Annotated in this window: 11 protein-coding genes; 5 read left to right on the top strand and 6 right to left on the bottom strand. The window is 38.3% G+C overall.

The window, feature by feature from the left end:
- The 3 genes from BM383_RS06415 to BM383_RS06405 all read left to right on the top strand — a co-directional run.
- Positions 1 to 1,996, top strand: a 1,996-nt coding sequence (locus tag BM383_RS06415) for a T9SS type B sorting domain-containing protein (protein WP_177229076.1), incomplete at its 5' end; no start/stop codon positions are given.
- Positions 1,997 to 2,008: 12 nt separating this feature from the next.
- Positions 2,009 to 2,944, top strand: a complete 936-nt coding sequence (locus tag BM383_RS06410) for a PorP/SprF family type IX secretion system membrane protein (protein ID WP_093024219.1) — start codon at positions 2,009 to 2,011, stop codon at positions 2,942 to 2,944.
- 12 nt (positions 2,945 to 2,956) lie between these two features.
- Positions 2,957 to 4,825, top strand: a complete 1,869-nt coding sequence (locus BM383_RS06405) for an OmpA family protein (RefSeq protein ID WP_093024217.1) — start codon at positions 2,957 to 2,959, stop codon at positions 4,823 to 4,825.
- Positions 4,826 to 4,864: 39 nt separating this feature from the next.
- On the opposite strand, the gene BM383_RS06400 is transcribed toward BM383_RS06405, so the two are convergent.
- From BM383_RS06400 to BM383_RS06390, 3 genes are read right to left on the bottom strand one after another with little or no spacing between them, the layout of a single operon-like run.
- On the bottom strand, positions 4,865 to 5,521 hold the full coding sequence (locus BM383_RS06400) for a peroxiredoxin-like family protein (RefSeq protein WP_093024215.1): 657 nt from the start codon (positions 5,519 to 5,521) through the stop codon (positions 4,865 to 4,867).
- A gap of 35 nt (positions 5,522 to 5,556) precedes the next feature.
- A complete protein-coding gene (locus tag BM383_RS06395) occupies positions 5,557 to 5,955 on the bottom strand; it encodes a hypothetical protein (RefSeq protein WP_093024213.1) in 399 nt (132 codons plus the stop codon).
- A complete protein-coding gene (locus BM383_RS06390; RefSeq protein ID WP_093024211.1) occupies positions 5,952 to 6,518 on the bottom strand; it encodes a hypothetical protein in 567 nt (188 codons plus the stop codon). The genes BM383_RS06395 and BM383_RS06390 overlap by 4 nt, the downstream gene beginning before the upstream one ends.
- A gap of 103 nt (positions 6,519 to 6,621) precedes the next feature.
- Between BM383_RS06390 and BM383_RS06385 the strand changes: the two genes are divergently transcribed.
- Positions 6,622 to 7,002 carry a hypothetical protein gene (locus BM383_RS06385; protein WP_093024209.1) on the top strand — a complete coding sequence of 127 codons (381 nt, stop codon included), beginning with the start codon at positions 6,622 to 6,624 and terminating at the stop codon, positions 7,000 to 7,002.
- 34 nt (positions 7,003 to 7,036) lie between these two features.
- Here BM383_RS06385 and thrC read toward each other — a convergent pair whose 3' ends face one another.
- The 3 genes from thrC to thrA are packed head-to-tail and all read right to left on the bottom strand — an operon-like array spanning position 7,037 to position 11,712.
- On the bottom strand, positions 7,037 to 8,335 hold the full coding sequence (gene thrC / locus BM383_RS06380) for a threonine synthase (protein WP_093024207.1): 1,299 nt from the start codon (positions 8,333 to 8,335) through the stop codon (positions 7,037 to 7,039).
- Between the two features lie 2 nt (positions 8,336 to 8,337).
- A complete protein-coding gene (locus BM383_RS06375; protein ID WP_093024205.1) occupies positions 8,338 to 9,258 on the bottom strand; it encodes a homoserine kinase in 921 nt (306 codons plus the stop codon).
- 3 nt (positions 9,259 to 9,261) lie between these two features.
- Positions 9,262 to 11,712 carry a bifunctional aspartate kinase/homoserine dehydrogenase I gene (thrA, locus tag BM383_RS06370; RefSeq protein WP_093024202.1) on the bottom strand — a complete coding sequence of 817 codons (2,451 nt, stop codon included), beginning with the start codon at positions 11,710 to 11,712 and terminating at the stop codon, positions 9,262 to 9,264.
- Between the two features lie 334 nt (positions 11,713 to 12,046).
- Between thrA and BM383_RS06365 the strand changes: the two genes are divergently transcribed.
- Positions 12,047 to 13,555, top strand: coding sequence for an NAD(P)H-hydrate dehydratase (locus tag BM383_RS06365; protein ID WP_093024200.1), 1,509 nt, complete (start codon positions 12,047 to 12,049; stop codon positions 13,553 to 13,555).
- Positions 13,556 to 15,142 lie beyond the last annotated feature (1,587 nt).

Here is a 15,142-nt window from a genome sequence, read left to right as displayed (position 1 = left end):
AGTTACGGTAGAACAAAGCTTATCATCCGGTGATTTTGTAGGATTAACAACCTACTGCACTAGCGAAGGAACCATCGATTTGTTTGATTTATTAGTTAACGAAGATACTGGAGGAATTTGGACCGATGCATCCAATAATACAGTGTCTAATGAAATCGACATCACTTCATTGACAGCAGGAACCTACAATTACACCTATACAGTAAGCAGCGCGAGTTGTGGGGACAATGCCACAGAAATATCGTTTGTGATAGATACATCAGTTGCAAATGCAGGAAACTTTACTGGGCTGATTGAAGTATGTAATCTAGATGCAACTTTTGATTTGTACACGCTTTTAGATGGTACTCAAGATGAAGGCGGAGTTTGGACAAATTCTAATAATGAGATCGTAAGTAGCATAATTACTCCTGCCGATTATAATACGGGTACAAATACATTTACTTATACTGTTAGTGGTAGTTGCGTATCCGATAGTGAAACCGTTCAAATTGAAATTTTGGAATCTATCGATATGGATGCAGTGACTCTTTCAGTAGATACCGAAATTTGTTATGGTACACAGGCTTTAGTCGCCTTACAAAATATACCAGATGGAGTGTATACAATTACGTATTCCCTTTCTGGAAGTAATACCGTTGGAGATCAAAACGCGAATATTGCTGTGAATGCAGGAACAGGATCATTTGTAGTAGATGAAAGTTTATTGAGTAATGTTGGGGTAACTACAATTTCTGTAACCGAAATATTACCACAAGAAACAAATTCTTGTAACACCAGTTCTGCGACTATCACCGCTTCTTTTGAGGTAGTTGAAGGACCAAGTATAGCAACTTCTGCTTTAAGTATTGATAATGTATGTTTAGGGAATGAAGGAATACTAACCATAACAAATACGAATCTTTCCGATGGAGATTATCAATTAACCTATAGTCTTGAAACTACATCAGGAAGTAATTCATACACAAGTGAAACAATTTCTTTTGCGAACGGAGACGCTGTTTTCAATATACCTGTAGATCAGATTTCGCTAACAGATGCTTATTTATTGACCATTACTTCAGTAGTGAATTTAGATACAGGTTGTGCAAATTTAAATACCGATGCTTTTATCACTTTTGAGGTCACAGATGTTCCAGATATAGATGTGGATCAAACCAAATTATTTACTCAAAATGTATGTCTTGGTGTTGCCAATGATGTAATTATTTCTAATCCATCCATACCAGATGGTGATTACATCATAGAGTATGAAGTTTCTGGGGTTGTCAATTATTCAGAAAGTGATTTAATCGTAACATTAATAGATGGGGAGGCCGTATTTACCATTCCTGGAGAAGTATTAGCCACAGAAGGTACTGTTTCTGTATTACTAGTAAACTTAAGTGATGGAGCAGTAGAATGTCCTATCTATTTCACGGATATAGCTTCGGCAACTTTTGAAATTTATAATGGAGACATGATTGAAATGGAGGAAGAAGGCAATATATTTTGTGAGCAGGATATGCCAACGTTTGAATCATTAACTGAAAATTTAATTAACCCGGATGGTGAAGTTGCTTGGTATGATGCTGCTGTAGGTGGTAATATGTATGAGAATACCGATATGCTTGAACCAGGCGTAACGTATTACGGAGTGTATGCAGATTATGCCGATTGCCCAAATACAGAACGATTAGCGGTTACGGTAGATATTACATATTGTGATGTAATTATACCAGACGGTTTTTCACCAAATAATGATGGAGTAAACGAAACCTTTACCATTCATAATTTACGAGAATATTATCCAAATTTCGAAATAGAGATTTTCAATAGATATGGGAATGTAGTTTACAAAGGAAACTTTGACACTCCAGATTGGGATGGTAAAACCAATACAGGAGCTGTAACTATTGGTAGCAATGGTGTGCCAACAGGAGTTTATTTCTTTGTGCTACAATTGCATATTGAAGGAAGAGACGCTATTCAAGGAAGATTATATTTAAATAGGTAGAAGAAATTAAAAATGAATATTAAATTATATATATGTTGTATGTGTTTGCTGTTTGGTTTCACCGTGAAAGCACAGCAAGATCCGCAGTATACTCAGTATATGTACAACATGAGTGTTGTAAACCCGGCGTATGCAACAGATGACCCCGATGTTATAAAACTTGGAGGCCTTTACCGTGCACAATGGGTAGGATTTGAAGGAGCTCCAACTACTCAAAGCTTTTTTATCCATAATACATTTCCAAACAATGTAGAAATGGGGCTTTCTATTGTGAATGATGATATAGGAAACGTGGTAAGTGAAACCAATGTGTATGCAGACTTTGCCTATGTATTACGTTTTTCAGAAAAACTGAAATTATCTTTAGGATTAAAAGCAGGAGCCACATTTTATGATGCCAATTTTACAGGGTTCCAATTTTCAGATGATGCACCAGATAATGCATTTGCTGAAAACATTAGTAGAACCATGCCAAATGTGGGAACTGGTTTTTTCTTGTTTGGTGAAAATTTCTACTTCGGATTATCGGCGCCTAATTTGCTCAAATCACATCATATCGAGAATCAAGACGGAATTGCTTATCAAGCGGTAGAAGACATTCATTATTTTGCAACCGGTGGATACGTGTTTCAGCTCAATGAGGATGTGAAACTTAAACCAGCCTTTATGCTTAAAGCAGCTTACGATGCTCCAGTTTCTCTAGATATTACTTCCAACGTACTTTTTCATGATGTTTTTGAAGTAGGAGTTGGTTATAGATGGGACGATGCAGTAAGTGGATTATTCAATTTTAGAATTTCGCCCACTGTAAGAGTTGGGTATGCATATGATTATACGTTAACTAATCTTAGTAAATATGCATCTGGTTCACACGAGGTCATGGTTTTGTTTGATATAAGTAAAATAGGAAAACCAAAAGGGTACGATGTTTCACCCCGATTTTTCTAAAACAACTGCCGTATGAAAATAAAATATATAGTATTTATAAGTACGCTGTTCTTTCAGCTTCATAGTTTCGCTCAGTCATCAGATGAGAAACGCGCTAACAATGCCTTTGCAGATAGGGCTTATGAAGCGGCAACGCAGTTGTATTTGAAACTAGACAACCCGTCTCAACAAGTACTGCAAAACTTGGCAGATAGTTATTTCTATATTTCTCAAATGGAGAAAGCTTCCGGAGCATATCAAAAGCTATTTACAACGTATAAGGATTCTGTTCCAAAAGAATATTTATTTCGCTATGCTCATGCTTTGAAAGGAATAAAATCATATGATGAGGCTGATTCCATTCTAGGTGTATATACCGGAAAACCATATGCTACTCAACAATTTATACAAGATATTCAAGAAAAAGTACCCTATAACTACTTTTCAAAACCATTGCAAAAAAGTGTTTCTGGTGATTTTGGTTTGGCCTACTTCAAACAAGATAGTGTCATTTTTGCAGCTACCAGAAATAAAGAGAATCCTACGTTTAGCTGGGATTGTACACCCTATTTAGATTTGTACACCGCCACTGTAAGTGAAGATAAAACACTTGAGAACATCCAATCTTTTTCAGAAGATATCAATACAACTTCCCATGAAAGTTCTGCAGTGTTCACCAAGGATGGAAAGACTATGTATTTTAATAGAACCAGTAGAAAGCGTAACAAGATCAATGACGAGAAAGTAGCTACTGTTCGTATGTTTAAAGCAGAATTTATAGATGGTTCGTGGCAAAATATAACCGAGTTGCCTTTTTCTTCTGAAACATACAACACCATGCATCCGGCACTTTCTAATGATGACAAACGCTTGTATTTTTCTAGTGATAAAGATGGATCATACGACTTATTCTATGTAGATATTAAGGAAGATGGAATTTATTCATATCCAAAGAACTTAGGAAGCGGAATTAATACAAAGGAGCGTGAACAGTTTCCGTTTATTGCAGAAGATGGAATTCTCTATTTCGCTTCGAATGGTTTAAAAGGTATGGGCGGATTAGATATTTACATGACTTCGCCCACAGATTCTACTTTTACAAAACCTATGAATTTGGGAGCTACATTAAATAGCGAATTAGACGATTTTGCTTTTGTAGTAAATACTGAAAAAAATACCGGATATTTTTCATCTAATAGAAGTGGTGGAGACAAAATCTATGCTTTTGATAGAGAAGATAATCTGAATAGTTTTGTGGTAGAAGGTGATGTAACAGACAAGCACTCTCACGAACCACTACCGGGAACCACTGTTAGATTGTATGACGAAAACGGAGAAGTTGTAGGAGAGACTGTAGTTGGGGCTGATGCTCACTACAAATTCAAGACAAAACCATTTACTACGTATACAATTGAAGCTCAGAAAAGTTTATATGTTCCTTATACCAATGAATTTACAACAGGTGAGGAGGGTGTGTTTTATTATTCTATAGGATTATCCCTGGAGTCTTTTGATGATGCAGAAGATATTGTAGTAGTACGCGAAGATGGATTAATGTATATTGAATTGGAAAATATTTACTTCGATTTAGATAAATGGGACATCAAACCACAAGCAGCAAGAATATTAAATGTATTGGTAGATTTGATGAAGAAATACCCAACTATGGAAGTAGAGATTGATGCACATACAGATTCTCAAGGTACCGATGCATACAATATCAAACTGTCTAAAAACAGAGCAGCGTCTGCTGTAGATTATTTGGTATCGCAGGGAATTGAGCGTCGAAGACTAACTTCTGAAGGTTATGGCGAAAGGAAACCATTGGTAGCTTGTGGTGAAAATTGTACCCAAGTGGAACATGCTATCAACCGTAGATGTGAATTTATTGTAAGAAATTAAAAGAATAAAAAAAGCTCCTAAACAGGAGCTTTTTTTAATTTATAGTTGATCTACAACTTTTATGATTTCTTCAATTGGAGCCCGTTTCGTATAATCTGGGTTTACAAAACGGTATACAATTTCTCCATGGGTATTAATTATATAGGTTGCCGGAACTGGAAGTACCGATTGATGACTCGCATTTCTATCCGTTAGCGATATTTTATTTTTAGTCAAATTTTCTTGATATGCATTGGTAACTCCAAATCCAACATTAAAAGCATCCATGACCTCTCCCGAAATATCAGAAGCTACCAAAAAGTGCGCTTTTTTTTCTCCTTTCATCTTTTCTGCATAGTCTCTAGTTTCTGGAGTCACGGCAACAAGCGTTGCGTTTTCTTGAATTGTAGATGCTTGTTCTGCCATTTGGGATAAGTACTTATTACAATGCGGACACCATGATCCACGATAAAAGAAAAGAACCAGAGGCTTTTCAGCATAGAGTTTTGCTAACGGTACAGCTCTTCCTTCTACCTCAATTTCAATATCCGGAACTTTTGTACCCACTTGTAAACCTTTGGGGTCTTCACCTTGTTTTATTCCAAATTCTGTTAGATCTTCTGTATTGGGTGAAGTTGATTTTTCTTCTTTTTTTTCGGAAGTTTCACAACTGAAACAAAGCGTCAAGGCCAATACGCCAATAAGTAGTTTTTTCATTTGTAGTTTTATATTGAATTGCTTCGGGAAAGATACTATTTATATTCTGAAGTTATTTGATTCTCTACTTCTGAAAATTCAAACCAATATTTTCTTCTAAAAATAGGGTAGAAGCTTATTCCTTTAGGATTCTTGGTTCTTGTATAGTAGTTATAACCACCTTCAAAAAGAAAAGGGTAATTAAATCTAAGCGTTTCATCGGTCACATTCTTTTTAAGTGTTGTAAACGTGTGTTGTTGTATTGCTGTGGTTTCGGAATTTAGATATACAAATGCATCCGGTTGGTAAAACAGAAACAATCCTTGGCTTCCTTTTAAAGTTTGCACTAAGTTTTCAGCTTTAAAAATTACCTTCCCATTGCTGATGTGATAGGCGTTGTTTTCAAAATATAACTGTACACCATCTTTTTCTAAAAAAACTGCTTTTGCTTTCAATACTTTTTTATCAGTTTGGGTAAGGGTTTCGCTAAAATAGCATCAATGGCATCTGCTGAAAGTCCGGCATAGGCTATTTTTTCTGTTGGTAATACTTTGTCATCATCATAAGGTAAATGTCGTTCATAGGTTTGTGTATCATTCGCTAGGTTGTTGGTAATGGCATAGTGAAGTAGCTGTAATATATCGGTAACTTTACTATCGTTGGTGATTTTTTTAAGTGCTATATGAGGATGATTTATCTTGTATGTGCCATAGTGATAACTGTAAAGTTCAAAAATATTGAGTTGCTTGTCATAATAATTTTTGTTCAAAATAGTCAATGGGTCACGGTCATATCTTGAGTTAAAGTAGAGATAAATAGTATCGTTGTACTTTAGTTTTTCAGATAGTTTTGCTGCTAGCTGTCCAACTACTTTAGATTTGCTTGCTAACGCACATTCGTTAAAAGGTACTTTAGCCAACACTTTTACATTACGATAGGTTTCTCGTACAAATTTGTCTGTATGAAAAGCATTTGCTTGTAAACAAACCAAACAGAGGAGTAAGTATATGTATTTCATAGTTTGAATACTTGTTTATCATACAACGTTTTTATTTCTTTTCGATTATGTATGATGGAATTTTTTTGTTAAATTAATGAGGTAAATGTAAACCTGTATCCTTATGACTATTCGAAACTACTTTTTCCTGGGTATTTTATTGCTTTTTTCTTGTGTAGCATTACACGCACAAAAAATACAAGATGATATCGCAACTGAAATTAAGGGTACGTGGATTAGTGAAGTTGATCCGGATTATAAACTTGTTATTTCAGATTCTGACTATAAGGAGTTTTCCAAAGATTTGTTGTTAGAAACTTTTACGTATGAATTAACGTATACGTACGAAGGCAACGAAACGGATATCTTATATTTAAAATTGATAGATGAAGAGGGTTCAAGCTACTTTTATGAACTATATGGAGCCAACGTAGAGGGTAGTGGTATATTATCTATGCGGTATGCGGACAACGGAAAAATACTTGTATTTGATAAGCAATCATAAAACAAAAGCCTCCATATTTGGAGGCTTTGTTGTTTTATAAATTCCTTCCTACTAAAAACGCTTTTAAATCCTCATACGTAGCTATTAAAGTACTTTTTTTCTCTTTGTCTAATACCACTTCAATTTGTGGTGGAATGGCAACCTCAACACCCAAAGTATCAACAACAGTATCTAAAAACTTCACAGGGTGTGCCGTTTCTAGAAACACACACAAATCATCATGATTTTCTAAATACTTTTTAGCTCCCAAATAACCCACAGCTCCATGCGGATCGGCTACATAACCACTGGTTTCGTAAATGGCTTTCATGGCTTTACGAGTATCTTCATCGGTATAGCTAAACGAAGAAAAGTGCTTTTTCAAGGCTTCGGTATCTTGACCGTAGATTTCCTGAATACGCACAAAATTACTTGGGTTCCCTACATCCATAGCGTTCGAAATGGTTTGTTTCGATGGTTTTGGTTCGTAGGTTCCGGTGGCCAAAAATCTTGGTACGGTATCGTTTACATTGGTAGCGGCTACAAATTGTTTTACTGGCAAACCTAGTTTGCTCGCCATCATTCCGGCACAGATATTTCCAAAGTTTCCGCTAGGTACTACAAACACAAATTCTTTTCCTTGTTGTTTCAATTGTTTGTACGCAAAGAAGAAATAGAACATTTGCGGCAACCAACGCGCAACATTGATAGAGTTTGCCGAAGTTAGGTTTTGCGAAGTCAATTCAGCATCTAAAAAGGCATTTTTCACCATATCTTGGCAATCATCAAAAACACCGTTCACTTCCAAAGCAGTAATGTTTTGTCCTAAAGTAGTCAATTGTTTTTCCTGAATATCGCTCACTTTTCCGCTAGGGTAGAGGATCACCACATTTACGCCATCAACTCCTAAAAAACCGCTTGCCACAGCACCACCGGTATCTCCAGAAGTGGCTACCAAAACAGTGACTTGTTCCTGTGTTTTATCTTTGTTGAAATACCCCAGACAGCGTGCCATAAAACGACCGCCAACGTCTTTAAACGCCATGGTTGGTCCGTGAAATAACTCCAAACTGTACACATTGTCTTCTACTTTTACGGTAGGAAAGTCAAAACACAAGGTTTCTTTGATGATTTCTTTTAAAGAGGCTTCATCAATTTCATCTCCTACAAATTGTGAAATCACGGTAAACGCAATTTCTTCATTGGAATAGTTTTCTATATGCTGAATAAATTCCGAAGGCAATGCAGTGATGCTTTCCGGGAAATACAACCCACGATCGGGAGCAATTCCTTGTACTACGGCTTCTTGAAACGATACTTTTTGTGCTTTATTATGGAGACTATAATAGTTCATTTTTATAATAGTTTACATCCGTCAGGATTGATTTTTGAAACATGTACTTCTATGGCAATGCCAGAGTTGTGATATACTTTTGTCATGGCTTCGGCCACTTTGGTAGCGGTTTCGGCTCCTTTGCTCAACGCAAAAATAGAAGGTCCTGAACCCGAAATACCACTACCTAAAGCTCCAGCTGAAGCAGCTGCAGCTTTTACGTCTTTAAACAACGGAATCAGTACCGAACGTACCGGTTCTACAATCACGTCTTCCAACGAGCGTGCAATCAATTCATAATCGTTTAAGAACATGCCGCTTACAAATCCGCCAACATTGCCCCATTGCTGAATGGCTTTGCTTAAGGTTAGGTTTTTCTTTAGTACCGCTCTGGAATCCGCTGTTTTCACTTCTATCTGCGGATGCACTACGGTAGCATACAATTCGGACGGAACCGGAATGCCCACCACATCCAAAGGCGTATAGCTGCGTACCAACGTACAACCACCCACAAGGGCAGGAGCTACGTTATCGGCATGCGCAGTTCCGCTAGCTAAGGCTTCTCCTTGCATGGCAAATTGTACCAATTCCGCTGGCGTAAAGGGTTTGCCTAGTAATTCGTTGATACCGAATACCGCTCCGGCCGAACTGGCAGCACTGCTACCTATACCGCTTCCGGCTTTTATTTTTTTATAGATTTCGATTTCAAATCCTTGATTTGATTTCAAAGCTTCGAGCATGGCTACTGCAGCTACTCCCGAAACGTTTTTATCGGTTTCCATCGGTAAATCTGCTCCATCAATCTTGGTAATACGCACTCCCGGAGTATCCGACTTGCGCACCACCATTTCATCACCTACCGAATCTAAACACAATCCTAGCACATCAAAACCACACGAAACGTTGGCAATGGTGGCCGGACAAAATATTTTTACTGCTTCCATATGTTAGTTGCTTCCTACGCGTATAATATCGGCAAAGATTCCGGATGCGGTAACGTCTGCACCAGCACCTGCACCTTTAATCAATAACGGTTGTTCCTGATAACGATCGGTATAGAATAATACAATATTGTCTTTTCCTTCTAAATTGTAAAACGGATGATCACTTGGGATTTCCTCCAAACCAACCTTCGCTTTTCCGTCTTCAAAAGAGGCTACATATTTTAAACGCGCTCCTTTGGCTGATGCCTTCGCATACAATTCATTGAAATGCGCATCGTGCGTTTTCAAGGTTTCGAAAAACTCAGGAACTGTTGGAGCATCTAAACTATCTTGTGGTAAGAACGGATCGTTTTTAATCGCTTCCATATCCAATTCAAAACCACTTTCACGTGCTAAGATCAAGATCTTACGTGCCACATCTACACCACTTAAATCTATTTTAGGATCAGGTTCTGTATAACCTTCTTCCTTGGCTTGTTGCACCACATCGTGGAAGTTATGCTCCGTATCAAAATTATTGAATACAAAGTTCAAACTACCTGAAAGCACGGCTTTGATGGTATGAATACGGTCGCCCGAAGCAATCAAGTTCTTTAAGGTATCAATGATGGGTAAACCAGCACCTACATTAGTTTCGAACAAGAAAGGCGCATTGTAGTTATGCGATAAACGCTTTAAATATTGATAGTTTTTATAGTCCGAAGCAGCTGCAATTTTGTTACAGGTTACTACCGCGATGCTATTTTTTAAGTATTTATCATACGTCTCAGCAACCAATTCCGTAGCCGTGTTGTCTACAAAAATGCTGTTACGCAGGTTCAGGCTTTTTACTTTTTTAAAGAAACCGTCTAACGAAGCTTGTTCGCCATTGTCAAGGGCTTCTTTCCAATTGCTAAGCGAAATACCGCCTTCGTCAAACACCATTTTTCTAGAGTTGCTCAACGCAATTACTCGTACATTCAGTTTTAAACGCTCTTTTAAGAACTTCTTCTGCTGATGGATTTGTTGTAAGAACTTTTCACCTACATTACCAACACCCGTCACAAACAAGTTTAATTGTTTGGTTTGTTCTTCAAAGAAACGCTCGTGCAAAACGTTCAAGGCTTTGTTTACATCCTTTTCATCGATTACTGCAGAAATGTTACGTTCCGAAGCTCCCTGAGCAATCGCGCGGATGTTTACGTTGTTTTTACCAAGGGTGCTAAACAATTTACCACTCAATCCCTGGTGACTCTTCATATGATCGCCCACTAAAGCAATGATGGACAAGCCTGCTTCTACGATTACAGGTTTGATTTTGTTCAATGAAATCTCATATTCAAAAGCAGTGTTGATGGCAGCTTCAGCTTTCACAGCATCGGCAGCACTAATTCCTAAACAGATAGAATGTTCTGAAGAAGCCTGGGTGATCATGATCACACTGATTTCTGCTTGTGATAACACTTCAAACAAACGTTTGGAGATTCCAGGGATACCAACCATTCCCACACCTTCTAGCGTAAGCAACGCAATCTTATCTACATTGGAAATACCCTTTACCGGTTGCTGTCCGTTTTCGGCATCGTCTTTCATGATCAGTGTACCCACTTCTTCCGGAGCAAAGGTATTTTTTATCAAAATAGGAATCTGTTTTTGCAATACGGGTTGCACTGTTGGCGGATACAATACTTTCGCACCAAAGTGTGACAATTCCATCGCCTCTTCATAAGAGATCTTTGCAATCGCCTTGGCTTGTTTTACCACCTTCGGGTTGGCTGTGAACATTCCACTTACATCAGTCCAAATTTCTAATACTTTTGCATCTGTAGCTCCGGCAATGATGGCTGCTGTATAATCAGAACCACCGCGCCCCAGCGTAGTTGTTTCACCTTCGCTAGTACTGGCTACAAACCCCGGTAATACCGTCACTTTTTGCTTGGCACTTCTGAAATAGAAATAACAGTTGGTATTTGTCAGTTTAAAATCTACCAATGCCTTTCCAAAGTGTTTGTTGGTCTTGATCAAATCTCTGGAATCCTTCAGTGTTGCATCCAATCCTGCTACTTTAAAGAATTCAGCAATGATATAAGAAGAAAGCACTTCACCATAGCTCACGATCTTGTCGGACGTTCTTGGTGTGATCTCTCCCAAAAGGAACAAACCTTCGTACAGGGTTTCTAATTGATTCAGTTTTTGTTTCACCTGACTGATGACACCACTTTGTGAAGTTACCGGAATAAGCTCCTGAATGGTTTCTAAATGGCGGTCTTCAATGTGTTCAAGCGTTGCTTTGTAGTTTTCGTCTTGCGCCACTGCTTGTGCAGCTGTTTTTAAGAGTAGATCGGTAACGCCACCCAAGGCAGATACCACTACCGCCATGTTCTTTTCTTCTTTTTCAGAAGCTACTATGGCTTTTACTTTTTGTATATTTTCTGCATTGGCTACCGATGTTCCGCCAAATTTTAAAACTTTCATGATGTTGTATTTTAATCGCTAAAAAAGATGTACTTAAGAATAGTGTATAGTAAAGGTAGTTTGAAATTTTCAAACGTAAGGCCCTAAGATGATATGAAAAATTTAAACCCCGAACGGGGTAATAATAATTGTAGTAGTAATAATAGCAATAATACCACAGCCGATATGACGGTGAAAAATATTTACCGTATCTTGAAAATTATATGTGTTGAATGTGTTTAACACTTTGCTGTGAATTCGTCTATATTTTCAAATGTAGGCGTTTTGTTTTAGATAACAAGCAAAATATTTATTTTTTATTATTTTAACATTAAAAATGCTATTTTATTAACCTATGAAGATATTACACGCGAAGCAGCTAAAAGAAGCTGATGAATACACTATAAAACGTCAACAGCTCTCTAGTTGGCAATTGATGGAACGCGCCGCCACGCAACTTTTTGAATGGTTGCATAACCGACTCCAACAAAGTCCGGTGACCATACATCTTTTTTGTGGAACCGGAAATAATGGTGGAGACGGACTTGCCCTTGCACGGCTTTTATTGGAACAGCAATACCCAGTAAAGGTGTATGTGGTAAACTTTAGCGAACAGCGCAGTACAGATTTTTTGATCAACTATAACAAGTTGAAAGAACTGAATCATTGGCCAGAGCTACTTAAAGCGGATGATGCTTTGCCCGAGCTTCCGCCACAAGATATTATCGTAGATGCAATTTTTGGTCAGGGATTGAACCGCCCTGCCGAAGATTGGGTTGCAGCCATTATTCAGCATATCAATGCTAGTAAAGCATTTACCTTGGCAGTGGATGTACCATCCGGCATGTATTTGGACCAAGTGCCGAAGGAGCAGGATGCTGTGGTACAAGCCAACCATACGCTGAGTTTTCAGGTGGCTAAATTGCCGTTCTTTTTACCACAAACAGGCATTTTTACCGATACCTGGGAGTTGCTAGACATTGGGTTGGATGCGCAGTATCTGCAAGAAGTAACTACCGATATGCACTTGATAGGCGCTATGGAAGTATTGCAGTTTTACAAACCCCGCAAACGCTTTTCGCACAAGAATACCTACGGACATGTATTGGTAATTGGTGGAAGTTATGGTAAAATGGGCGCTCCCATGCTCTCGGCTGAAGCAGCCATGAACGCCGGAGCCGGACTGGTAACGGCGTATATTCCAAAATGTGGCTATCAAATCTTTCAAACCGCTTTGCCCGAAGTCATGGTACTTACCAGCAGACATGAAGAGTATATCTCGGAAATAGAATTTGATCTGAAACCTACCGTAGTGGCTTTTGGTCCCGGTGCCAATACCAAAGAGGTCACCATCAGAGCGTTTCGCGCCTTTTTAGAAAGCAATACACTCACGCTGGTCGTAGATGCTGACGGATTAAATATTTTAGCGCAGCATCAAGGTTTGTTGTCTTTACTACCAGCGAAAACTATTTTAACCCCTCATCCGGGAGAATTAAAAAGACTGATAGGCGCATGGGAAGATGATTTTGATAAGTTAGCCAAAGCCAAAGCCTTTGCCGCTCAATACGATCTGGTATTGGTGTTGAAAGATGCGTATACCATCACCGTATGCGAAGGGCAATTGTACGTAAACACCACCGGAAACCCCGGAATGGCAACCGCGGGAAGTGGCGATACGTTGACGGGCATCATAGCAGGTCTTGTAGCGCAGCAATACGATCCGTTGCAAGCTGCTCTCTTTGGCGTATACCTACATGGAAAAGCCGGAGATCTTTCGGTAGAAAAGAATAGTTACCAGGCGCTCACTGCCACAGAGATCATCGACTTTATTGGCGATGCGTATTTGAGTTTGTTTGAAGGGTAGCTTTTTTGAGTTCTAAGTTGAAAGTGAAAAGCCTTAAGGCCTATGACTTAATGTAAATACGATAACTGCCGGATTTCTCGGTGGCTGAGTGGTTTGGGGAATGCAATGGAGCAAAGTGTACCGAAGCCTTTTATTTCTTTGAATGTTTCTTCTAGTAGTTTAGACTGTTAGTATGTTAGATTTTTAGATTTGTTAGTGAGATCCTGAAACAAGTTCAGGATGACGGTGTATTCAAAAATTGAAATTTAGGCATTATGCGATTGTCATTTCGTGCTGTGACACGGAATCTGTCAGCTATCAGCTAAAGGCTGTCTGCTAACGGCTGAAAGCTGTTTACTTTTCCGGTGGCTGAGTGGTTTGTGGAATGCAATGGAACAAAGTGTACCGAAGCCCCGGCACTTCGGTACTATTTTCAATCCTTTACTTCGTAGTATTGAAAATCACTCAGTGACCTTCTTAGGAGTCTATACATAACCGTCATTCTGTGCTGTGACACGGAATCTTTTTGCTCTCTCGGTGGCTGAGTGCTTTGTGAAATGCAATGGAGCAAAGTGTACCGAAGCCTTTTTATTATTTTGAATGTTTCTTCTAGTAGTTTAGAGTGTTAGTATATTAGATTTTTAAATTTGTTGGTGAGATCCTGAAACAAGTTCAGGATGACGGTGTATTCAAAAATTGAAACTTAGGCATTATGCGATTCCGTGCTGTGACACGGAATCTTTTTGTTTTTAGCTGAATGCTTGAACGTGTGCTTTTGGTCTTGAGTGTATGATGTTTTGATGGAAACGCCAAGTTTTACCCTTTCAGGGTTATTCATTTCTTTTGCTTGTCCAAAAGAAACGAATCAAAGAAAACGACACCCTTTTTAAGGAATTTTTTGCTGCTTGCTAACACAGCATCAAAAACCATCCGGCAAACTCCGCGTCGCTCAACCGCTCCTGAATCTCGGAGCTTTGCTCGGATATATTCTGAAAAAAGGGAATTTAGCTTCACTCAGATGTATTTTTATTACAATAACTAGAGAAGTAATTATCAGCTAAAGGCTGACTGCTAATGACTGAAAGCTGTTTACTTTTCCGGAGGCTGAGTGGTTTGTGGAATGCAATGGAGCAAAGTGTACCGAAGCTTTTTATTATTTTGAATGCTGAATTATACATGTTGAATGTTTCTTCTAGTAGTTTAGAGTGTTAGTATATTAGATTTTTAGATTTGTTGTTGAGATACTGCCCCTTATATATTCAATTTCTTGGGGTATTGAAATCAGGATTACAGTGTAGCATGATGATGTATCCAATATTTTTTATTACTTTTAGGTACGGCTTTGATAAACCTTTTATTTACTGTTAGTTCCAAAGTTCCTTAAAATAAAAACAGACGTCCGTTTTTCATAAAACGGACGTCTGTTTTTGTATAAACGCACGTGCGTTTTGTTCAAAACACCCGTGTGTTTCTTTTCAATCAAACGGTTGAAAACATCCAATGAACCGTTTGTTTTCATTCAATCTTCCTTATAAATAATTAGAACATACCTAGTGGGTAAACCAGTGTACATGTTCTTAATCATGATTTTGTTGCTCATTGAAGGTA

Source organism: Pustulibacterium marinum (assembly GCF_900116665.1).
Taxonomy (GTDB): domain Bacteria; phylum Bacteroidota; class Bacteroidia; order Flavobacteriales; family Flavobacteriaceae; genus Pustulibacterium; species Pustulibacterium marinum.
This window is presented reverse-complemented; position numbering and strand designations above follow the sequence as displayed.